The organism is Actinomyces mediterranea (assembly GCF_900155595.1).
In the GTDB taxonomy this organism is placed as follows: Bacteria; Actinomycetota; Actinomycetes; order Actinomycetales; family Actinomycetaceae; genus Pauljensenia; species Pauljensenia mediterranea.
This window is the reverse complement of the sequence record NZ_FTPB01000004.1, coordinates 393246-415076: the sequence shown is the minus strand read 5'-3', so window position 1 is coordinate 415076 and position 21831 is coordinate 393246. Positions and strand designations below refer to the sequence as shown.

The 21831-nt window shown below is 65.2% G+C and carries 20 protein-coding genes and 1 tRNA gene; 5 read left to right on the top strand and 16 right to left on the bottom strand.

Annotated elements, in window-relative coordinates:
• The first annotated feature begins 39 nt into the window (after window positions 1-39).
• Together der and BQ7471_RS05900 are read left to right on the top strand one after the other, a co-directional pair.
• Window positions 40-1500, top strand: a complete 1461-nt coding sequence (gene der, locus BQ7471_RS05905; RefSeq protein ID WP_076466203.1) for a ribosome biogenesis GTPase Der — start codon at window positions 40-42, stop codon at window positions 1498-1500.
• Window positions 1501-1728: 228 nt separating this feature from the next.
• Window positions 1729-2232 carry a methylated-DNA--[protein]-cysteine S-methyltransferase gene (locus BQ7471_RS05900; RefSeq protein ID WP_083663392.1) on the top strand — a complete coding sequence of 168 codons (504 nt, stop codon included), beginning with the start codon at window positions 1729-1731 and terminating at the stop codon, window positions 2230-2232.
• 165 nt (window positions 2233-2397) lie between these two features.
• Here BQ7471_RS05900 and BQ7471_RS05895 read toward each other — a convergent pair.
• Window positions 2398-2474: transfer RNA gene (locus BQ7471_RS05895), tRNA-Pro, on the bottom strand.
• A 122-nt stretch (window positions 2475-2596) separates the two neighbouring features.
• On the opposite strand from BQ7471_RS05895, the gene BQ7471_RS05890 reads away from it, so the two are divergent.
• Both BQ7471_RS05890 and BQ7471_RS05885 read left to right on the top strand, forming a co-directional pair.
• Window positions 2597-4438, top strand: coding sequence for a glycoside hydrolase family 2 protein (locus BQ7471_RS05890; RefSeq protein ID WP_076466201.1), 1842 nt, complete (start codon window positions 2597-2599; stop codon window positions 4436-4438).
• Window positions 4435-5619, top strand: a complete 1185-nt coding sequence (locus tag BQ7471_RS05885) for an aminotransferase class I/II-fold pyridoxal phosphate-dependent enzyme (RefSeq protein WP_076464914.1) — start codon at window positions 4435-4437, stop codon at window positions 5617-5619. Before BQ7471_RS05890 ends, BQ7471_RS05885 begins: the two co-directional genes overlap by 4 nt.
• 39 nt (window positions 5620-5658) lie before the next feature.
• Here the strand turns inward: BQ7471_RS05885 and cmk are convergent, their stop codons facing one another.
• From cmk to xerD, 7 genes are read right to left on the bottom strand one after another with little or no spacing between them, the layout of a single operon-like run.
• Window positions 5659-6384 (bottom strand): (d)CMP kinase, encoded by a 726-nt coding sequence (cmk, locus tag BQ7471_RS05880; protein ID WP_076464913.1) that lies wholly within the window; start codon window positions 6382-6384, stop codon window positions 5659-5661.
• The gene (locus BQ7471_RS05875) at window positions 6384-7544 is read right to left on the bottom strand and encodes a prephenate dehydrogenase (RefSeq protein ID WP_076464911.1); all 1161 of its coding nucleotides are present in this window, start codon (window positions 7542-7544) and stop codon (window positions 6384-6386) included. Before BQ7471_RS05875 ends, cmk begins: the two co-directional genes overlap by 1 nt.
• 1 nt (window position 7545) lies before the next feature.
• The gene (locus tag BQ7471_RS05870; protein ID WP_076464910.1) at window positions 7546-8295 is read right to left on the bottom strand and encodes a pseudouridine synthase; all 750 of its coding nucleotides are present in this window, start codon (window positions 8293-8295) and stop codon (window positions 7546-7548) included.
• The gene (gene scpB, locus BQ7471_RS05865; protein ID WP_076464908.1) at window positions 8292-8861 is read right to left on the bottom strand and encodes an SMC-Scp complex subunit ScpB; all 570 of its coding nucleotides are present in this window, start codon (window positions 8859-8861) and stop codon (window positions 8292-8294) included. The genes BQ7471_RS05870 and scpB overlap by 4 nt, the downstream gene beginning before the upstream one ends.
• 3 nt (window positions 8862-8864) lie before the next feature.
• Window positions 8865-9689: a segregation and condensation protein A gene (locus BQ7471_RS05860; RefSeq protein WP_076464907.1), complete on the bottom strand. Its 825-nt coding sequence runs from the start codon at window positions 9687-9689 to the stop codon at window positions 8865-8867.
• Complete coding sequence (locus tag BQ7471_RS05855) at window positions 9673-10536, bottom strand: ParA family protein (RefSeq protein WP_076464905.1); 864 nt, start codon at window positions 10534-10536, stop codon at window positions 9673-9675. The genes BQ7471_RS05860 and BQ7471_RS05855 overlap by 17 nt, the downstream gene beginning before the upstream one ends.
• 9 nt (window positions 10537-10545) lie before the next feature.
• Complete coding sequence (gene xerD / locus BQ7471_RS05850; protein ID WP_076464904.1) at window positions 10546-11499, bottom strand: site-specific tyrosine recombinase XerD; 954 nt, start codon at window positions 11497-11499, stop codon at window positions 10546-10548.
• A gap of 223 nt (window positions 11500-11722) precedes the next feature.
• Between xerD and tkt the strand changes: the two genes are divergently transcribed.
• A complete protein-coding gene (tkt, locus tag BQ7471_RS05845) occupies window positions 11723-13807 on the top strand; it encodes a transketolase (protein WP_076464902.1) in 2085 nt (694 codons plus the stop codon).
• Between the two features lie 125 nt (window positions 13808-13932).
• Here tkt and secG read toward each other — a convergent pair whose 3' ends face one another.
• The 8 genes from secG to purT form a co-directional block, all read right to left on the bottom strand.
• The gene (gene secG / locus BQ7471_RS05840; RefSeq protein ID WP_076464901.1) at window positions 13933-14178 is read right to left on the bottom strand and encodes a preprotein translocase subunit SecG; all 246 of its coding nucleotides are present in this window, start codon (window positions 14176-14178) and stop codon (window positions 13933-13935) included.
• A 131-nt stretch (window positions 14179-14309) separates the two neighbouring features.
• A complete protein-coding gene (gene tpiA, locus BQ7471_RS05835) occupies window positions 14310-15086 on the bottom strand; it encodes a triose-phosphate isomerase (protein ID WP_076464899.1) in 777 nt (258 codons plus the stop codon).
• Between the two features lie 2 nt (window positions 15087-15088).
• Window positions 15089-16279, bottom strand: a complete 1191-nt coding sequence (locus BQ7471_RS05830; protein WP_076464898.1) for a phosphoglycerate kinase — start codon at window positions 16277-16279, stop codon at window positions 15089-15091.
• A gap of 123 nt (window positions 16280-16402) precedes the next feature.
• Window positions 16403-17410: a type I glyceraldehyde-3-phosphate dehydrogenase gene (gene gap / locus BQ7471_RS05825; protein WP_076464896.1), complete on the bottom strand. Its 1008-nt coding sequence runs from the start codon at window positions 17408-17410 to the stop codon at window positions 16403-16405.
• 191 nt (window positions 17411-17601) lie between these two features.
• Window positions 17602-18585, bottom strand: coding sequence for a DNA-binding protein WhiA (whiA, locus tag BQ7471_RS05820; RefSeq protein WP_076464895.1), 984 nt, complete (start codon window positions 18583-18585; stop codon window positions 17602-17604).
• Between the two features lie 24 nt (window positions 18586-18609).
• A complete protein-coding gene (locus BQ7471_RS05815; RefSeq protein ID WP_076464893.1) occupies window positions 18610-19611 on the bottom strand; it encodes a gluconeogenesis factor YvcK family protein in 1002 nt (333 codons plus the stop codon).
• Window positions 19611-20561 carry an RNase adapter RapZ gene (gene rapZ / locus BQ7471_RS05810; protein ID WP_076464892.1) on the bottom strand — a complete coding sequence of 317 codons (951 nt, stop codon included), beginning with the start codon at window positions 20559-20561 and terminating at the stop codon, window positions 19611-19613. The genes BQ7471_RS05815 and rapZ overlap by 1 nt, the downstream gene beginning before the upstream one ends.
• Window positions 20562-20591: 30 nt before the next feature.
• Window positions 20592-21818, bottom strand: a complete 1227-nt coding sequence (gene purT, locus BQ7471_RS05805) for a formate-dependent phosphoribosylglycinamide formyltransferase (protein ID WP_076464890.1) — start codon at window positions 21816-21818, stop codon at window positions 20592-20594.
• Window positions 21819-21831: the final 13 nt, after the last annotated feature.

Here is a 21831-nt window from a genome sequence, read left to right as displayed (position 1 = left end):
CGCCGTCCCGCGTAGAATGGCGGGGTGAATGACGACGAGATGATGCCCGTCCCCGCGTCGGCAGACGTCGACGCCCGCGCCCGCTCCATGCGGGCGAGCCTCGATCAGTTCGAACTCGACGAGGAGGATCTTGCGATCCTCTCCGGCAAGACTGACCTTTTCGAGGATGAGGAGATCGACGCGGGACTTCCGGTCGTCGCGATCCTCGGGCGCCCCAATGTCGGCAAATCCACGCTCGTCAACCGCATCATCGGCAGTCGCGAAGCGGTCGTCCAAGACACGCCGGGCGTCACCCGCGATCGGGTGTCCTACCCCGCAGAATGGGCGGGCCGCGACTTCACCGTCGTCGACACCGGCGGTTGGGAGGTCGACGTCAAGGGCCTCGATCATTCGGTGGCCGAACAGGCTGAGATCGCCGTCGATTTCGCCGATGTCGTCGTCCTCGTCCTCGATGTGACCGTGGGCGTCACCTCCTCGGACGAGCGGATCGTTCACATGCTCCGTTCTAAGGGCAAGCCGGTGATTCTCGCCGCGAATAAAGTCGATTCTCCGATGCAAGAGTCAGACGCCTCCTACTTGTGGAGTCTCGGTATGGGCGAGCCCTACCCGATTTCAGCGCTGCACGGGCGCGGTACCGGGGATCTTCTCGACGCGATCATCGAGGTTTTGCCGGATGAATCCGCTGTCGCATCCGCACTGCCCGCGGGAAAGCCGCGCAGGGTCGCTCTCATTGGCCGCCCCAATGTCGGAAAGTCCTCACTGCTCAACGCCCTCGCCGGGGCTGAGCGTGTCGTCGTCAACGAACTCGCGGGAACGACCCGCGACCCGGTTGACGAACTCATCGAACTCGACGGGCGCCAGTGGTGGTTCGTCGATACCGCAGGAATCCGCCGTAAGATGCACCGCACGACGGGCGCAGACTACTACGCGTCGATCCGTACGCGGGCCGCCCTTGACAAGGCGGAGGTCGCCCTCGTCCTCTTCGACGGTTCACAGCCCCTGACGGAGCAGGATGTTCGAGTGGTCCAACAGGCGGTCGACTCGGGACGCGCCCTCGTCATCGTCAACAACAAGTGGGATCTGATCGACGAGGAGCGCCAAGCGGCGCTCAAGAGCGAGCTCGAACGTGAACTCGTTCAAATCCAATGGGCTCCGCGTATTAATCTGTCAGCGAAGACGACGTGGCACACGAACCGCATCACCCGTGCACTCGACACCGCTCTGGCAGGATGGGAGACCCGCATCCCCACGGGGCGCCTCAACGCCTTCCTCGGCCAACTGGTCGCCGCCCACCCGCATCCGCTTCGCGGCGGCAAACAGCCGAGGATCCTCTTCGGCACACAGGCATCGGCCAAGCCGCCCAGGTTCGTCCTCTTCACCACCGGATTCCTCGACCCCGGATACAGGCGCTTCATTGAACGACGCCTCCGTGAGGAGTTCGGCTTCGAAGGCACACCGATCCAGCTCTCCGTCCGAGTCCGCGAACGAAGAAGGAAATAGATCAGTGAGCGACCATGCGTTCCAGATCCTCGCCGTCGGCCTCTACCTCGGGCCGATGCTCTCCATCAGCTGGTAGACGTACCGCCGCACCCGCAGTTTCGAATAGGCTCGGCGAGAACGCGCGGCCACTGCGCAATGAACGATGACGATCCTATAAGTCGCCTATGATGCACCCTCATCGCGGGCGGGTTATTGTGATGGGGAAGGGCCAGCGGTGAGGGGATGCTCATGCTCGTATGGACGAAGATGCCAACGCCGATCGGACGGCTCGTCCTCATGGCGACCGACATCGGAGTCGTTCGCGTTGCTTTCGACGCCGAGGGGATGGAGGCTGTTCGCGATGGAGTTGCCGCGCAGCTCGGCGACACCCCGGTGGAGGATACTCATGCGCTGATGCCCGTCGTCGAAGAACTCGAGGAGTATTTCCAGGGGTACAGGCGCCGCTTCGATGTTCCCCTCGACTGGTCGCTCGCATCGGGCTTCTATCGGACGGTCGAGCAACTGCTCGACATGATCCCCTACGGACAGACCCTTTCCTATTCCGAGCTGGCGGCCAGAGCCGGGCGGCCCCGTGCTCATCGTGCGGCCGCCAGCGCATGCGCTCGTAACCCCCTCCCCCTCCTCGCCCCCTGCCACAGGGTCGTGCGCAGCGACGGCGGCCTTGGAGGCTACCTCGGCGGCCTCACCGCGAAGCGCCTCCTCCTCGACCTGGAGAAGCGGGCCGTGGAGTGATACTGCGGCGCGAGCGCCCGTCCTCATCTACTGTCTCACTCACAGTACATGCACACACTCTCCCCGTGAGACACCCACACAACTGGAACGATGACCCGGACATCAACACCCCAACCATACAAAGATATCCCAGAACATTGCGGAACAATGTTCTGGGATATCACATGGTCGGGCTGGCGGGATTTGAACCCACGACCCCTTGACCCCCAGTCAAGTGCGCTACCAAACTGCGCCACAGCCCGTATTCACTTCGCCGTCGTTGACGACCTGTTGATGATAGCCCACGCTTGGGCCATCTGGCCAATCGCATTCCACCCGCAGGAGCGCCGAATCGCCACACCTCACCCGGCATATGATCGATGTCATGTTCGATGCGCTCACACTCACGACGCCGTGGGCCGACTCAATCGGGGACGCTCCCCTGCCCGAGTACCCCCGGCCCATGCTGGCGCGCAGCCAATGGCTCAGCCTCAACGGCTGGTGGCGCTACGCCATCACCGGAGCGTCGACCGACGATCCCGCCGAGCCCCGCATCGACCACTGGGACGGTCGAATACTGGTGCCCTTCGCCGTAGAGACGGATGCCTCCGGCATCCGTCGCCCGCTCCTGCCTCATGAGGCCCTCCACTACGAGGCCGACGTCGTCATTCCCGAGCAGTGGCGCGGCTCGCGCATCCAGATCCACTTCGAGGCCGTCGATCACGCCTGCGACATTTGGGCTGACTCCGTCCGCCTCGCGCACCACGAGGGCGGCTACCTCCCCTTCAGCGTCGAACTTCCCAACACTCACGCCCAGTCGGTGAGGCTCCGCCTGCGTGTCACAGATCCGACTGACTCTGGGATGCAGCCCCATGGGAAGCAATCACTGACGCCCGCCACCATCTGGTACACGGCGACATCGGGGATCTGGCAGTCGGTCTGGATGGAGCCCCTCCCCCGCTGTGCCATCACGCGGATCGGAGTGCGCACCCGCGAGGACCTGGAGAGCATTACCCTCATGGTGAGCGCCGAAAAAGCTGGGCTGGCGGCACAGGTCATGATCGGCCTGCCTGACGGGGGAACGCTGACACACGAATGCACGACGGGCGAGCCCTGCGTCATCGCAATCCCCCGGCCTCGACTGTGGAGCCCCGACGACCCCCACCTCTATCCGCTCCACGTCCGCGTCGACGAGGACGAGGCCGAATCCTGGTTCGGGATGCGCACCATCGCCATCGCCGAGCATTCTGCGCACTGGGAGGCGACGAAGCGGGGCTCTCGGCGGTACATCGAACTCAATGGTCGCCCATTCTTCGTCAATGCGCCGCTCAGCCAGGGTTATTGGCCAGAATCCGGCCTTACCGCGCCGAGCGAAGCCGCCCTCGTCCACGATCTGTCAACGATGAAGGCGATGGGCTTCAACGGAGTCAGAGTCCACATCACCATCGCATCGCGCAGGTTCTACCACCTTGCCGACCGGCTCGGAATGGTGATCGTTCAAGATGCTGTGTCGGGCGGCAGACCGCCCGCGAACATCCGCGTATCTGGTCTCATCCAGGCGACGGACTTCACCGCATCCGACCGCCTGCCCCTCATCCGCCGCCTCACCGGTCGCACCCGGCAGACGGAGTGCACTGCATTCCTCAACCACTGGGTGGATACCATCCACCACCTCGAAATCCACCCGTCCATCGTCATGTGGGTCCCCTTCAACGAAGGCTGGGGCCAGTTCGACGCCCGACGAGTCGACGAGCTCACACGCCGCACCGACCCGACGCGACTCGTCGATGCCGCCTCCGGCTGGTTCGACCAGGGCGTCCGCTGCTCCGATGTGCGCTCCCGACACCGCTACGTCCTTTCCCTCATCCCACCGCCCGCCCATGATCCGCGTCCCTTCTACCTGTCTGAGTTCGGCGGCCTCAACCTGGCGGTGACAGGCCATATCAACACCCACTCGGAGGACTACGGCTACTCCTTCTACTCCACCGAATCCGAATTGGCGGCCGCATTCACCGACCTGTACCGCACACAGTTGATCGGCCTCGTCGACTACGGGCTCACAGCGGCCACGTACACGCAGGTAAGCGATGTCGAAACAGAGACGAACGGCTTGATGACCTACGATCGGCGCGTAATAAAAATGAAACCGGACGCGGTCCGGGCGCTCAACGAAGAACTCCTCACCGCTTTCGCGCACCACCACGAGGAAGGGACCTCACGCTCATGACACGACTGTCCACCCGGGCACAACGGTTCCAGCCCTTCTACGCGATGGCGGTCGCAGCGGATGCAGCGCGTCTCGCTCGCGAGGGCCGCCATGTCATCCGTCTCTCCTTGGGAGAACCGGATTCCGGCGCCCCTCCCCGAGTCCTTGACGCGCTGCGCGAGGCGGGCGACGGGCGTCCGCTTCCCTACACGGATGCGCTCGGGCTGCCCGCGCTGCGCGAGGCGATCGCCCGCAGGTACGAGGAGATTCACGGCGTGAGCGTGGCTCCACACAGGGTGTGCGTCACCGCGGGAGCCTCGGCTGCGCTCCTTCTCCTTTCCGCAGCCCTCGTCGACCCGGGAGACCGGGTCCTGCTCTCCGATCCGTCCTACCCGTGTAACCGGCAATTCCTCGCAACTTTCGGAGCCGATGTCGCTCTCATTCCGACAACCCCCGCTACCCGCTACCAGCTTGACGAAGCGCTCGTCGTCGACAACTGGACCCCGGATACGCGCGGCGTTCTCATCGCCTCGCCGTCGAATCCGACGGGTACGAGCATCCCCGCTGACGAACTCGCACGCATCTGCGACTTCGTGAAGGCGCACGGTGGCTGGTCCGTCATTGATGAGATCTACCTCGATTTGGCCGATGAGTCGCCCGACGGATCAATGCCCCCGACGGCTCTGAGCTTCGCCCCCGATGCGGTCATCGTGTCGAGTTTCTCGAAGTACTTCGGGATGACAGGATGGCGCCTGGGATGGACCATTGTTCCAGAGGACATGGTCGAGTCCATGGACCGCCTCTCGCAGAACCTCCTCATCTGCGCGCCAACCCCCGCGCAGATCGCTGCCCTCGAGTGTTTCACACCCGAATCCATCGCCTGGTGCGAGCAGCGCCGACTGCTCTTCGCCGAGCGCCGCAGGGTCGCTACCAATAGACTCGCGGCCCTCGGCCTGCCCGTGCCCGTGGTGCCCGACGGCGCGTTCTACGTGTACTTCGATGTGTCCTCGACCGGCATGAGCGCCGACGAGTTTTGCCGCCGTGCCCTTCACGAGTGCGGCGTCGCATTGACACCGGGGAGGGACTTCGGGCCGCTCACAGCGTCGACTCATGTGCGTTTGTCCTGCTCGGCGCCGAGCGAGGCGATCCGTGAGGGGATCGAGCGCCTCGCCCCCCTCGTCCCGTCCGTATCCCGCGGCTAGCGCAGACGACGCCGCGCCCGGGGGGAATCCGGCTGGGGTTCAGATGCGCGACTGGAGATTGCGGTCGACAAGGACGAGAATCGCCTCCGTCACTCCCTCGATGTCGAGACCGGAGGAATCGACGACATCGACTCCGGGCGCCGGAGTCATGAACTCCGAAACCGTCGCATCCGCGGCGTCGCGCCCGATGACCTGTTCGCGCACCTCGTCGAGGTGTTCCTTCGTCGTATCGCCGTAGAGTTCGAGGGTCCGCCTGCGCAGACGGGCCTCCTGATCGGCGAGGAGCAGCACCCTCACGTCCGCATCGGGACAGACGACGGTGGTGATGTCCCTCCCCTCGGCGATCATGCCCGAACCTGCAGCACGCGCCTCCATCATGCGTCGGCGTTGCTCGGCAGCCATCCATGCGCGAACCTTGAGGTTCGTGGAAATATGCCGGATGGCGAGGGCGATGCGCGGATGCCTGATCGCTTCGTTCACATCCGTATCCGCGATGACAAACGTGGGGCTGGTTGGGTCGGAGCTCATGACCAGTCGCATCGAATCTGCAGCCGCGACCACCGCGTCCTCGTCCTCGACGTTGATGCCGTTCTCGAGGACGTACCAGGTGAGCGCCCGATACATGGCTCCCGTGTCGAGGTAGCCGATGCCCAGACGCGTCGCCAAGAGCTTCGAGACCGTCGATTTGCCCGAACCTGCGGGCCCGTCAATGGCGATGGTGATCCCGACGGATTCGATGGCGCTGCGCCTGTCGGTCGTGTTCATCAGTACGTGTCTCCTGTGATCGCGTGGGTAATGAGGCGCCATCCGCGCTTCTCAAGTTCCTTCTCGGCCTCAAGGAGGCGCGCCGGGTCGATGAAGATCCGGCCAAGGCCGACCGCCTGCCCAGCGGAGTGTTCGAGGACGAGATCCTCGATATTGATGCCGATTTCACCGAACTCTGTGAACAGCCTGCCGAGTTCGCCGGGAGTGTCGGGGATGAGCACTTCGAGCTCCGCGTAGCGACTGGGGGCTCCGCCGTGTTTGCCGGGGATGCGGGCGACGCCGCGGTTGCCGGCCTCCATGACACGATTGACGGCTCCGACGCTTCCCCCGCGTAATGGTCCCCTCTTCGCCGCTGCATCGAGATGAACGATGAGGGCGGACAGGTCGAGGCTCAGCGCCTTGAGGATGTCGACGACGGGCCCGGCATTGCCGGCAAGGATCGCAGTCCACAGGCGCGGGTCGGATGCGGCGATGCGGGTCGTGTCGCGCAGACCTTGCCCGGCCAATCCCAAGACCTCGGGCGTGGCGTCGGCGAGGCGGGCGGCGAGCAGGGACGCGACGAGTTGGGGGACATGAGAAACGAGGGCGACCGATGCGTCGTGCGTGCGAGCATCGAGTTCGAGGGGAACGGCCCCGACATCCGTTGCCAGCGTGCGCACCGCAAGGACGGCCCGCGGATCGGAGGACCCATGGGGCACGACCACCCAGGGGCGACCGTAGAACAGGTCGGCATCTGCCGCACCAGCGCCGCTGCGCTCCCTGCCTGCCATGGGGTGAGATCCGACGTATCGTGAAGCGAGAGCCGGGTCATGCGCACTCTCAGCGGCCCGAAGAACATCATTGCCGACGGCGACTTTCACCGAGGCGACATCAGTGACGATCGCCTTTTCGAAGTGCGTGAGCGCGTCGACGACGCAGGCGTCGGCGACATCCGGGGGCGCTGCGACAATGACGAGATTCGGTTCGACGTCGGGGACGTCGACGAATGGGATGCCCGCGCCGATGTCTTGGGCCAGTCGCAGCGCCGTCGGCGACGTGTCCTCGAGGTAAACGTCGACTCCCGCTGCGCGCAGACACAGGCCCAAGGATGCGCCGAGGAGGCCGGATCCGATGATGAGGACCGGTCCCCGAGTGGCGACGATGGGGCGGGGCGAGGCCATGTTAGAGCCCCACGCTGGTGTAGAGGGCCTTGAGGGCATTGCCCTTGACACGGCGCGTCGTCCCCGGTTGGAGATGGTCGAGGCGGATCGGACCGAAACCGGTGCGCACCAGTTCGCGCACGGGGTATCCGACGGCGTCCATCATGCGCCGCACGAGGCGGTTGCGGCCCTCGTGCACAACGATCTCTACCGTCGTGATATCGCCGTAGGTGTCGACGACTCGGAAGGAGTCCGCTTTGATCGGCCCGTCGTCGAGGGTGATGCCCTCGAGGAGGCGACGGCGCACATAGGGCTTGACCTCCCCGTGCAGGCGGGCCACATAGACCTTTGACACCTCGTAGGAGGGGTGGGTCAGACGGTTCGCCAGCTCGCCGTCATTGGTGAGAAGCAGCAGGCCGGAAGTGTCGATATCGAGCCTGCCCACGTGGTAGAGGCGTTCGGGGTAGTCGACGATGAGGTCGGAGAGGGTGGGCCTGCCCTCGGGGTCACTCATGGTGGAGACGACGCCCACGGGCTTGTTGACGGCGAGGACGATGTGCTTCGCCTCGTCGAAGAAGATGCGTTCGCCGTCGACGTGGACGACCTGGGTCGTCGGGTCGATGCGCATCCCCTGCGAGCGGATCACCTTCCCATCGACCTGGACTCGCCCGTCCTCGATCATTTCCTCGGCCGCGCGACGAGACGCCACGCCCGCCTGCGACAGGGCCTTTTGCAGACGGATGCCGCCCTCGACGTAGGGATCGTTCCTCACAGCTGTTCCTCCAGTTCATCCAACTCGTCGCTGGTCGGCAGATACGGTGCAAGCGGCACCAGGTCGTCGAGGGATCCGAATCCCATCTTCTCCAGGAACAAACGGGTCGTTCCATACAGGTGGGCGCCCGATTCCGACTCTCCGACCTCTTCAATCAGTCCTCTGGATACCAGAGTACGCATGACGGCGTCGACGTTCACGCCGCGGATGTGCGAGATTCGCGACCTTGAGACGGGCTGGCGGTAGGCGACGACCGCGAGAGTCTCCAACGCCGCCTGCGACAGGCGCGACGACGCAGAGCCGATGATGAAGCGCCCGACGACGCCGGCCCATGTGCGCGCCGAATAAATGCGCCAGCCACCAGCGACGTTGCGCAGTTCGTAGCCGTGGACTCGTCCCCGCTTTTCTCCGCGGTAATGAGCGGCGAGGGCGGCGAGGGCGGCCTCCGTCGTCTCCTCGTCGGCGCCGATCGCGTCTGCGAGTTCAACTGCGCTGACCGGTTCGGACACGACCATGAGGATCGCCTCGAGGGGCGCCCACAACTCCTCCAGTGCAGAATCTTCCACTGGCTATTCCTCCTCGTCGGGTGTGACGGCCTCGTATTCGCCCTCGTCGATCGCAGTGTCGGACTCGTCCTCGCCGACCCACGTCAGCGTCAACGGCGCGAGGGGCTCGGACTGGGCGAACTCGAGGACGCGGCGCCGGTAGAGTTCGAGGATCGCGAGGAACCTCGACACGACGACCGCAGTCGACGCGGCGTCGGCGACGACATCGTGGAATGTGAGGGTTCCAGACGCCCGCAGCCTCTCAATAATGATTTCCGCCTGTCCGGCGACGGGCACCACCGGGTCGTGCAGGTGGGTGACCTGAATGTGTTCCACCGCGTCGCTGAATGCGCGGACTGCGGCGCGCAGCAGGTCATCGGGGCTCGCCGACCACATGAGTTCGGGCAACAGGGCCGCGAAATGAGGCTCCAGCGGGACATCCCTGGCGAAGAGTCCGGAGGTGGCGTCCAATCGTCGGGAGAATTCGGCGGACACCGTTTTGAAGGCTCGGTACTGTAAGAGTCGGGAGAAGAGCAGATCGCGCGCCTCCAGATCCTGCGTCGATGCCTCCGCGTCCGACTCCGGTGCGGGCAGGAGCCTGGCCGCTTTGATGTCGAGGAGGGTCGCTGCGACGACGAGGAACTCCGTCGTCTGCGACAGGTCCGGGAAGAGGCGCATATGCGCGATGAACTCGTCGGTGACTTCGGATAGCGAGACCTCGGTGATGTCGAGCTTCTTGCGGGTGATGAGTTGCAACAGCAAATCGAACGGGCCCTCGAAGACCTCGAGGGCAACATGGAAGTCGTCGATCGCGCTCTGGGAGACTCCCCCGTCAGGCTGCGTCACCACGGGCGATGACCTCACGGGCGAGGCGACGGTACTGGCGCGCACCCGGGTGATTCGGCGCGTAGGTCGTGATCGGCTCGGTGGCGACCGACGCATCGGGGAACTTCACGGTCCTGGAGATCCGGGTCGTGAACACGAGGTCGCCGAATGCCTCGTCGAGGCGCTCGAGCACCTCGCGCGAATGCAGGGTCCGCTGGTCGACCATCGTCGCGACAATGCCGTCGATCTTCAGGCGCGGATTGATGCGGTCACGCACTGTTTCAATGGTCTCGACGAGCAGGGCGACGCCGCGCAGCGCGAAGAACTCCGCTTCGACGGGCACGATGACACCGTGGGCGGCGGTGAGCGCATTGACGGCGAGAAGGCCGAGGGAGGGCTGACAGTCGATGAGAATGACGTCGTAGTCCTCTTCGACGCGGCGCAGGACCCTCGCCAAAGCGGATTCGCGGGCGACCTCGTTGACGAGTTGGACTTCAGCTGCGGACAAGTCGATATTCGCAGGGATAATGTCGAGGCCGTCGACCGGGGTCGAGCAGATGGCGGAAGCGATATTCGCCTTCGGATTCATCAGCAGCGTGTAGACCGTCTGCTCCATGTCGAGGGTGTTGATGCCGAGGCCGACGGATGCGGCGCCCTGCGGGTCGAAGTCGACGATGAGCACCTTGCGGCCGTATTCGGCCAGTGACGCGCCGAGGTTGATGGTCGTCGTCGTTTTGCCGACGCCGCCCTTCTGATTGCACATGGCGATGACGCGTGCAGGCCCGTGGCCCGTCAAAGGTGCGGGAACCGGGAAGTCTTCCAGTTCGGATCCAATGTCACCGGTCAATGTGGGCTGTACGTCTTTCGTCACAGTGCAAGTCTAGGACATGTTCTCCGTCAACTGCCCCACCCCGGCCCGTGGGTGCGAGGAACGGTAGACCTCCTGCAGTGTCGTCGCCGTGACCCGCGTGTAGATCTGCGTCGTTTGGACGGATGCGTGCCCGAGGAGTTCTTGGACATCCCTGATCGAGGCACCGCCTTCGAGCAGGTGCGTGGCGAAGGAGTGGCGGAGAGTGTGGGGCGACACGTCCACGCCGAGGTCGGCCCGGTCGGCGCAGCGTTGGATTGCCTCCCATGCACTCTGGCGCGACAGGGGGCGCCCGCGCTGATTGAGGAAGACGGCGGAGGCCCCGCGCCCTTGGACAGCAAAACCGGGGCGGGCCCTGACGATATAGGCCTCGAGGGCCTCTTTCGCGTAGCGGCCGAGGGGGACGAGTCTCTCCTTGCGGCCCTTGCCGAAGAGGCGGACGACGGGTAGCTCCTCGTCCAGGTCGAGATCATCAATGGACAGTCCCACCGCTTCGGAGACTCGGGCGCCCGTCGCATAGAGGAGTTCGAGGAGGGCGGCGTCGCGCATGGATACGGGATCGGACAGTGCGTGCGCGGCGTCGAGGAGACTCGTCACCTGTTCGACGCTCAGCGCTTTGGGGAGGTGGCGACCCTGTTTGGGGGCGCGCACGCGAGCGGCAGGATCATCGGTGGTGATCGAGTCGGTGAGGAGGAATCGGTGGAAGCCGCGGATGGCCGCACAGGCGCGGGCGACGGACGAGGCGGCGGCTGCAGAACCCGTGAGCGTCCCCGAGGCGAAATCAGTGAGATGGCGTTCGATATCGGAGCTGTGGACGTCGTTGACGGAGTGGATTTCGTGGGCGTCGAGGTCGTCGAGGTAGCGCCTGATGTCCCGACGGTAGTTCGAGATCGTATGAGCCGAGGCGCCCTGCTCGATGCGCAAGTGGCTGAGCCACTCCTCGGCGTATTCGTCACTCTCCTTCATGGGCTCAGCCTATCGGCTCGAGCGCCACCGACGGTCCAGGCGTCGCCGGAACGTGGGCCGAAGGTACCTGCTCCCCCCGTATGTCCCGGTGATCAGCGCCAATGCCCATCCGCTGTTGCACAATCGAGCAGTGGGTGCGCAGGGCGTAGCAGCTCGAATTCGTTAGACTGGAAAAGTAATCCATGCGCCCCGATGACGGGGCCCTGACCGGCTGGAGGCCGATGTGACATTGAAGTGGGATTCCTTAGATGATCGTGCAGTGGCGACTGCGAAGGTCCTCGCCGCGGATGCAGTGGAGAACGTGGGCTCGGGACACCCAGGAACGGCGATCTCGCTCGCCCCGGCCGCCTATCTGCTGTTCCAGCGCCACCTGAACATCGATCCGAAGGATCTCCGGTGGCTCGGACGCGACCGTTTCATACTCTCCGCGGGACACTCCTCCCTTACCCAGTACTGCCAGATGTACCTGGCCGGAATGGGCTTGGAGAAGTCCGATCTTGAGGCGCTGCGCACGCAGCACTCCCTCACCCCCGCGCACCCCGAGTTCGGGCACACCCCCGGCATTGAGATCACCACCGGACCTTTGGGCACCGGCGTCGCCGCCGCAGTCGGCTTCGCCATGTCGGCACGTCGCACCCATGGCATGTTCGACGCGAACACGCCGCTGGGCGAATCCGTCTTCGATCATTTCGTCTACGCGATCGCAGGCGACGGCTGCCTTCAGGAGGGCGTCGCTGCGGAAGCGTCCTCGCTGGCGGGCACCCAGAAGCTCGGCAATCTCATCTTGATCTGGGATGACAACCACATCTCCATCGAAGACGACACGAATATCGCCTTCACCGAGGACGTCCTCGCCCGCTACGAGGCCTACGGCTGGCACACTCAGCGCGTCGACTGGCTCAAGTCCGACGGCTCCTACATCGAAGACGTTTCCGCTCTCGACGCGGCGATCGAAGCTGCGAAGGCTGAGACCGACAAGCCGTCGATCATCGCACTGCGCACCATCATCGGCTGGCCGACCCCCGGCAAGCAGAACACCGGTGGTATCCACGGTTCGAAACTCGGAACCGACGCGCTGCGCGGCCTCAAAGAAGCGCTCGGCGCGAACCCCGACGCGATGTTCGACGTCGACGAAGAGGCCGTGGCGCATGCGCGCGCGAATGCGGCGGAGCGCGCCGCAGCGGCCAGGGCCGACTGGGATGCGCGCTTCGAGCAGTGGCGCGCCGCCAACCCGGATCAGGCGGCCCTCCTCGACCGCATCGTCGCCCACAAGCTCCCCGACGGCTGGGACACCTCCCTACCGACCTTCGAAGCGGGCACATCGGTTGCGACTCGCTCCGCATCAGGCAAGGTCATCGCCTCACTCGCCGATGCCCTCCCCGAGGTGTGGGGCGGTTCGGCCGACCTCGCCGGGTCGAATAATACGATCATGCCGGGCCAGCCCTCCTTCATCCCCGCGGAGAATTCGACAGGCGCCTTCACAGGTAACATCTTCGGACGCAATCTGCACTTCGGCATCCGCGAATTCGCGATGGGCGCGATCATGAATGGAATCGCAGCCGATGGCCTCACCCGTCCCTACGGCGGCACGTTCTTCGTGTTCTCCGACTTCATGCGCGGAGCGGTCCGTCTCGCCGCTCTCATGGATCTGCCCGTCACTTACGTGTGGACGCATGACTCCATCGGCGTGGGTGAAGACGGCCCGACGCACCAGCCGATTGAGCACCTCGCCGCGTATCGTGCGATCCCGAACCTCGCCGTCATCCGCCCTGCGGATGCGAACGAGACGGTAGCCGCATGGAAGGCGGCTCTTGAGAACGCGAAGCCCGCTGCTCTGATCCTGTCCCGTCAGAACCTGCCGGTCATCGCCCGCGATGAAAAGTCTGGCAATGCGCCGGTCGATGGAGTCTCCCGCGGCGCCTACGTCCTATCCGACTGTGAGGGCACTCCCGACGTGATCCTCATGGCATCGGGCTCGGAAGTCCAGTACGCCCTCGATGCGAAGGAACTGCTCGCCTCCGAGGGCGTCAGGGCCCGTGTCGTCTCCGTGCCCTGTATGGAGTGGTTCGACGCAGAGGATGCGTCCTACAAGGAGTCGGTACTCCCTGCGGCCGTCAAGGCGCGCGTCTCCGTTGAGGCGGGCATCGCGATGCCGTGGCGCGGCCTGGTCGGCGACGCGGGGCGGAGTATTTCACTGGAGCACTACGGCGAGTCCGCTTCCGGGGACAAGCTCTTCGCCGATTACGGCTTCGACGCCGCGCATGTCGCCGCCGCTGCGAAGGAGTCGCTGGCCGAGGTCAACGCCTGACGCCGAGGGCGTGCACGCGAGGGGCCGCGGGGAATGATTCCCGCGGCCCCTCGCGTTTCCCAGACCAGTGCGGCCCTGGAACCGTTGTCGGTTCCAGGGCCGCTATTGAAGAATAGGCGCGCCGGTCAAAAGACCCACTTCTGCAGGAGGCCGAAGCTGACAATGCAGACCACCCAGATGACGAGGATGCCCAGGGTGATCCTGTTGAGGTTGCGCTCAGCGACGCCGGAGGATCCGGCAACCGACGAGATACCGCCGCCGAACATGTCCGACACGCCGCCGCCGCGCCCCTTGTGCATGAGGACGGTGAGAGTGAGCAGGAGGCTGGTTACGACAATGAGTACGAGCAGGGTGATCTTGAGTGCGGTCACTGTGTTTCCGATTCATAGGGGAGAGATTGGCGCTTCAGCATGTACTGCAGCAGTCGAACAGCCACGAGTCTAGCGGTTCAAGCGGACCGGGGGCCAGTCGGCGTACCGACCGGCCCCCGGAAGAGGACGGATCAGGCGTAGAAGCGCGCCATCTCCGAGAAGGACGCGGCCTTGAGAGAGGCTCCACCGATGAGAGCGCCATCGATGTCGGCTTGGGCCATGAGTTCCTTGATATTGCCCGGGTTCGCGGAACCACCGTAGAGGACGCGGGTCGTCTCGGCGGTCTCAGTGCCGAAGTCGGCGGCGAGGGCCGCACGGATCGCTCCGCACACCTCCTGCGCATCGGCGGCGGTCGCCGTTTCGCCGGTGCCGATCGCCCAAATGGGCTCGTAGGCGATGACGATCTTCGCGACCTCTTCCGCGGTCCATCCGGCGAGAGCCGCGCGGATCTGACCGAGGACGAACTCGACATGCGTTCCGGCTTTGCGGACCTCGAGGGCCTCGCCGCAGCACAGGAGCGGTGTCATACCGGCGTCGAGGACCTTGCGGGCCTTGGCGCCGACGAGCTCATCGGATTCGTTGTGGTATTCCCGGCGCTCGGAGTGTCCCATGAGGATGTAGGTGCAGCCGAGCTTATCGAGCATGGCGGTGGAGATTTCGCCCGTGTAGGCGCCGTTGTCGTGGATCGACACATCCTGCGCACCGTACTTGATGCCGAGGTCATCGGCGTCAACGATGGTCTGGACCGTGCGGATGTCGGTGAACGGGGGGATCACGACGACCTCGCACCGGGCGTAGTCGTGGTCGTGGTCCTTGAGCTCCATTGCGAGGCCCTGCATGAGATGATTCGCCTCGAGGTGGTCGAGGTTCATCTTCCAGTTGCCGGCCATCAGGGGTAGACGTGCCATTTTCAGTCCTCCAGAACTGCGATACCGGGCAGGACCTTGCCCTCGAGGAGCTCGAGGGAGGCGCCGCCGCCAGTGGAAATGTGGGAGAAGGTGGACTCGTCGAATCCGAGGAGGCGAACAGCGGCCGCGGAGTCGCCGCCGCCGATCACCGAGAACATGTCACCCTCGGACAGGGCTGTCGCAACGGCCTTCGTACCGGCGGCGAATGCCGGGAACTCGAAGACGCCCATCGGACCGTTCCACGCGACAGTCTTCGCGGAGGAGATCTTTTCAGCGAACAGTGCGCCGGAGGCGGGGCCGATGTCGAGACCCATCTGATCGTCCGGGATGTCGCGGACGGAGACGACCGTTGCGGGCGCGTCAGCGGCGAACTCGGGGGCGACGACGACGTCGACCGGGAGGATCAGCTCAACGCCGCGCTCAGCAGCTTCGGCGATGTAGCCCTTGACAGTCTCGATCTGGTCCTCTTCGAGGAGGGACTTGCCGACCGAGTGACCCTGAGCGGCGAGGAAGGTGAAGGCCATGCCGCCGCCGATGAAGAGACGGTCGGCCTTCTTCAGCAGGTTCGCGATGACGCCGAGCTTGTCGGAGACCTTCGAACCGCCGAGGACGACGCCGTAGGGGCGCTCGGGGTTGTCGGTCGCCTTGCGCAGCGATTCGATCTCCTTGAGGACGAGGAATCCCGCGGCTGAGGGCACGAGCGAGGCGATGTCATAGACGGAGGCCTGCTTGCGGTGGACGACGCCGAAACCGTCGGAGACGAATGCATCGCCCAGTTCGGCGTATGCCTTCGCGAGCTCTTCACGCTCCGCGTCGACCTTCGAGGTTTCGCGCGCGTCGAAGCGGACGTTCTCGAGGAGGGCGATCTGACCGTCTTCGAGGGCTGCGACGGTCGCCTTCGCTGATTCGCCGACGACGTCTCCCGCCAGGGTGACGGGGGCGTTGATGAGTTCGCCGAGTCGCTTCGCGACGGGGGCGAGGGAGAATGCGGGGTCGACGGCGCCCTTGGGCCGTCCGAGGTGTGCCATGACGACGACCCTCGCTCCGGCCTCGACGAGCGCGGTGAGGGTCGGCAGTGCCGCGCGGATGCGGCCGTCGTCGGTGATCTGGCCGTCCTTGAGCGGAACGTTGAAGTCGGAGCGGACGAGGACGCGCTTGGAGCGCAGGTCGCCGAGAGTGTCGATGGTCCTCATGGAACCAACCTTTCAGTGGGGGGATACGCCATCCCTGATAAGCGGGTTAACGGCAAGCACCCGTGCACCCTCATGGGTGCACGGGTGCTTGCGTCTAGCTGTTCACAGCTGGTGAAGCTCGGTTCAGGCGAGCTTGGAGCCGACGAGCGCGGTCAGTTGGACGAGACGGTTGGAGTAGCCCCACTCGTTGTCGTACCAGGACAGGACCTTCACGAGGTCGCCGATGACCTTGGTCTCGGAGGAATCGAAGATCGAGGAGTGCGGATCGGACACGATGTCAGTCGACACGATCGGGTCCTCGGTGTACGCGAGGATTCCTTTGAGCTCCCCCTCAGCAGCAGCCTTGACGGCGGCGTTGACGGCCTCGACGGAGACCTCCTTCTCAGCCTTGAAGGTGAGGTCGGTGAGGGAGCCGGTCGGGGTGGGAACGCGGACGGCGAGGCCGTCGAACTTACCCTTGAGCTCGGGGAGGACCAGGGCGACGGCCTGCGCGGCGCCGGTCTTGGTCGGGATCATGTTGAGAGCGGCGGCGCGGGCGCGGCGGAGGTCCTTGTGCGGGGCGTCGAGGACGCGCTGGTCGCCGGTGTAGGAGTGGATGGTCGTCATGATGCCGTTGACGATGCCGAAGTTCTCGTGGAGGACCTTGGCGAGCGGCGCGAGGCAGTTGGTGGTGCAGGAGGCGTTCGACACGATGTTCATGGTCTCGCTGTCGTAGTCGGCCTCGTTGACGCCCATGACGAAAGTGCCGTCGACATTCTTCGCGGGAGCGGAGATGACGACCTTCTTGGCGCCGGCATCGAGGTGGGCCTTCGCCTTCTCGCCATCGGTGAAGAAGCCGGTGGACTCGACGACGACCTCGACGCCGAGCTCGCCCCACGGAAGATCGGCAGGGTTGCGCTGAGCGAGGACCTTAATCGCCTTGCCGTTAACGATGATGGACTCCTCGTCGTAGGCGACCTCTCCGGAGAAACGGCCCAGGATCGAGTCGTACTTGAAAAGGTGGGCGAGGGTCTTGGTGTCGGTGAGGTCGTTCACTGCGACGATCTCGATGTCCGCACCCTGCTCGAGTGCAGCGCGGAAGAAGTTACGGCCGATGCGGCCGAAGCCGTTGATGCCAACGCGGGTGGTCACTATTGTCCTCCTGCTCGTGCCCAGTCGCGGGCACGGATTCACTTTGCAACCGTGCTCGCGGACTGCGAACCCGGCCCGCAGGTCTCTGCGGTTTCCAGCACTGCCCAATTTACACCCAGTGGGCGCTTGAGCACTAGCCAAGTTACACAACCCCCGGTGGGGAGTCTCTCGTTTGACACAAGGGGCGGACTTTAGTCCTCATCGAGCATGTCGAGGGTGAGCGCAGCCTCAGTGTCCGCGATCCCCCGCTCATGCGCCGCCTTATCCGCCATTGCGAGCAGGCGGCGGATCCGCCCTGCGACGGCATCCTTCGTCAGCGGCGGATCCGTGTGCTTGCCGAGCTCCTCCAGCGACGCCTGCTTATAGGTGAGGCGCAGTTGTCCCGCCTCGTAGAGGTGGGCGGGCACGTCGTCGCCGAGGATCTCGAAAGCCCGTTCGACTCGTGCCCCCGCGGCGACAGCGGCGCGTGCGGAGCGGCGCAGATTCGCATCGTCGAAGTTCGCGAGGCGATTGGCGCTTCCCCTGGCCTCGCGGCGCACTCGCCGCTCCTGCCACGTCTCGTGAGTGCGCGTCGCCCCCATGGCGCCGATGAGGATGCCGATCGCCTCCGAGTCGCGCACGGACACGCGGTCGGCCCCACGCACCTCCTTTGAACGTGCAGACGAACCGAGTTTTCGTGCACATCCGACCATGGCGAGGGCGACCTCCGGACCCGGGCAGGTCACCTCGAGGGACGCGGAGCGCCCCGGCTCCATGAGGGAGCCCCTCGCGAGAAAGGCCCCTCGCCAGATCGCAGCGGCCTCCTCAACGCCGGAGGCGACGAGGGTCGCAGGAAGGCCCCTGACGGGGCGGCGCAGAGAATCGACGAGGCCGGTGAGGCGCGCGAGTTCGTCGGCGCGGTGGACGACGCGGACGACGAAGCGCTTGCCGCGGCGCAAGGATCCGCCTGACACGACGACAACCGTGGAGTCGGCGTTGTACAAGGCCTTGAGGAAGGCTCTGAGTCGTCTGGCCGCCACGGGCGAGTCGAGTTCGGCCTCGATGAGAATGCGGCCCGAGACGAGGTGCAGTCCGCCTGCGAAGCGCAGGATCGCGGCAACTTCTGCGGCGGTCGCCGATTGGCTCGTCACCGGCGTGCGGGCGAGTTCATCCTTCAGATCTGACGTCAGTGACACGAAGAAACGTCCTTTACTGCCCGGTCACAACCAGGCTTCGGTCTTGCCGACTTCTCCGAGGAAGCCGTCGAAGGCGTCGCGCAGGGCGGCCGCGAGTCGCAGCGGGTCGTGGTGGGGCTGTCCGTCCCCCGTCCTCACCTGGCGCAGCAGGACGCGCGCGCCGACGGCCTCACTAGCGACGATGAGGTCGTCGATATCGTCGGTGGCCGTCGGGTCGGCGATGACGACGTCGAGTTTGAAGTCCGGAGCGTACTGGTGGAGCACTCTCACGTGGTCGGCAGTCGTCATCTTGTCGGTCTCGCCGCGTTGGCGCGACAAGTTGAGGATAAGGGCGCGGTGCGCGTCAGTGGTGACGAGGGCCCGGTGAATATCGGGGACCAGCAGGTGCGGGATCACCGACGTGAACCACGAGCCCGGGCCGAGCACCACCCATTCGGCCTCGGAAATGGCCTCGGGCACTTGACGGGGCACGGCGGGCGCCTCGGGATGCAAGCGCACATCGGTAACGGTGCCCGGCGCGACGGCGACCTTCGACTGGCCGACGACCGTGTACTCGCGTCCCTCGTCGTTGAGGTCCGCCTCGATTTCGAGTGGCACGGACGCCATGGGCAGGACCCGGCCGGTCGCCCCGAGGAGCCTGGCCACCCAGTCGAGCCCCTCCACGGGGTCGTCGAGCAACTGCCACAGGCCGGAGATGAGGAGGTTGCCCAGGGCGTGGCCATTCATCGTGCCCGTTGTCGTGAAGCGGTGTTGCAGCAGATCGCGCCACGTCAAACCCCATTCGCTTTCCTCACACAGGCTCGCGAGCGCCATCCGAAGATCGCCGGGGGGAAGGATGTCCATTTCGGAGCGCAAACGCCCCGACGAGCCGCCGTCATCGGCAACGGTGACCACTGCGGTGAGAGAACGCGTGATGTGTCTGAGTGCTCTGAGAGTGGCGGACAGACCGTGGCCGCCGCCGAGTGCGACAACCGTCTGACCGGATTCTCCTCGCTGCGCCCAACCGGCAGCATCGAGGTATGTCATCATTCCCTCCCCAGGTCGCGGTGGACCACTCGAACCGAGTAGCCCCTGTCTCGCAGACGCTCTGCGATGAGTTCGGTGCACGCCACCGATCGGTGCTTCCCCCCCGTACACCCGATGGCGATCGTTGCGAACGGCTTGAGCTCGACGAGGTAGCCCTTAAGCATTGGGGCGAGGAGGTCAGCATAGCCGAGCGCGAATTCGCGCGCCCCCGACTGATCAAGCACATAGTCCGCAACCGGCTTGTCCCGTCCCGTCAAGTGACGCAGTTCATCCACCCAATACGGGTTCTTGAGGAAGCGGACATCGAGGACATGGTCCGCGTCGAGGGGCAACCCGTATTTGAAGCCGAAGGATTCGACGGTGATCTGCAGGGGGCGGTCGCCCTCGCCGGCGATGACATCGCGAATATGACGCGTAAGATCGTGGACGCTCATCGTCGTCGTATCGATGATCTCGTCGGCCACGCGGCGCACGGGTGCGAGGAGCCTCTCCTCGGCTTCGATCCCGTCGAGCAGCGTTCCGCTCCCCTGCATCGGGTGGGGGCGCCGATTCGACTCGTAGCGGCGCACGAGGGTCTGAGTGTCTGCTTCGAGGAAGATCACCCGGAACAGGGCGCCCATCGCCTTGAGCTGTTCGAGGGTCTGCGACAGGTCCTGGAAGAAGGTCCTCGCACGGACGTCGACGACGACGGCGAGGCGGTGCACTCCCCCGCCGTCGGGCGTCATCATGCCCACGAGGGCGGGGATCATCGACGGCGGCAGATTATCGACGACGTACCAGTCGAGATCTTCGAGGGCGCGCGCAGCACCCGTGCGCCCCGCCCCCGAGGCTCCGGTGATGATGAGGACTTCATTCGCCTGCGGAGACGGCTCGGTGTGCTGGGCGTCCAGAAGCGGTATCCCCTCGGGAACGGTTCTGGTGGACGGATCGCTGGGTTCTTCGTCGGTCATGCATCTAAGGATGCCATTAACTCGGCGTCCTCACCCGCAGACGGATTGCACATCGCGGATCGTCACGCACGCCGCCCCGGCGCTCGCACGCTCGCGCGCCTCATCCGCGACCGCCCCGCGCGCCAGGACGACGCCGAGCCGACGCCCCGCCCTCGTCACCGGTTTGCCGAAGATACGCACGTCATCGGCCACTCGCAGCGCGCGGCCCACCCCCTCATAGCGGGGATCGGCGCACACACCGGTCGACGTGATGACCGCAGAGGCGCCCGGCGACGAGAGCGCGGGATCGATCGGGAGTCCGAGGATCGCTCGCGCATGCAGCTCGAATTCCGACTGGTGCTGCGTCACCATCGTCACCATGCCCGTGTCATGGGGGCGGGGCGATAACTCGGAGAACCAAGCGTCATCCCCACGGATGAAGAACTCCACCCCGAAGATGCCCAGAGCCGGGGATGCTCCCCCATCGGCGAGGGCATCGGTGACGAGGAGCGCCATCTCCTGACACCGCTCAAGCGCGCGGGGGGAGATAGCAGCGGGCTGCCAGGATTCCACATAGTCACCGTCCACCTGCCGGTGGCCGATAGGTGCGCAGAAGGAGGTCACCGCCGTGTTGAGGTCCTCGTCCCAGGAGCGGATCGTCAGCAGGGTGATCTCGCAGTCGAAGCGGATCTCTTCTTCAACGATGACCCGCCCCGTGTGTGAGCGCGCGCCCTCGCCGGCCACTCGCCACGCCTCGTCGGCCTCGTCAACGGTGCAGACGCGGGACTGGCCATGTCCCGACGAGGACATTGTCGGCTTGATGAATGCGGGCAGACCCGTGTGCTCGAAAGCCTCGCGCAGCTCCTCGGCACTGGAAGCGAAGCGGAACTTCGATGTCGCGACCCCGTCCAGTCCGGCGGCAAGGGCGCGGATCGCTTGGCGATCCATCGTCGACTTCACGGCGAATGCATTGGGCACGATACGCGCCCCGCCCCGCCCCTCGAAGCGCAGGAGTTCATCGGTGGCGATCGCCTCGATCTCGGGGACCACGAGGTCGACGTCGACGGACTCGAGGAGAGCCGCGAGAGCGGGCCCATCCGTCATGTCGATGAACCGGTAGTCGTCGGCGACCTGCATTGCCGGCGCCCCACAGTAGGAGTCGACTGCGATGACGTGGCAGCCGAGGCGCTGAAGGCTGATCACGACCTCTTTGCCGAGTTCGCCCGAGCCCAGCATGAGGACGCGGGTCGGGATCTTGAAAGTCGAGGGATCACTCATGGCGGTCTCCAGT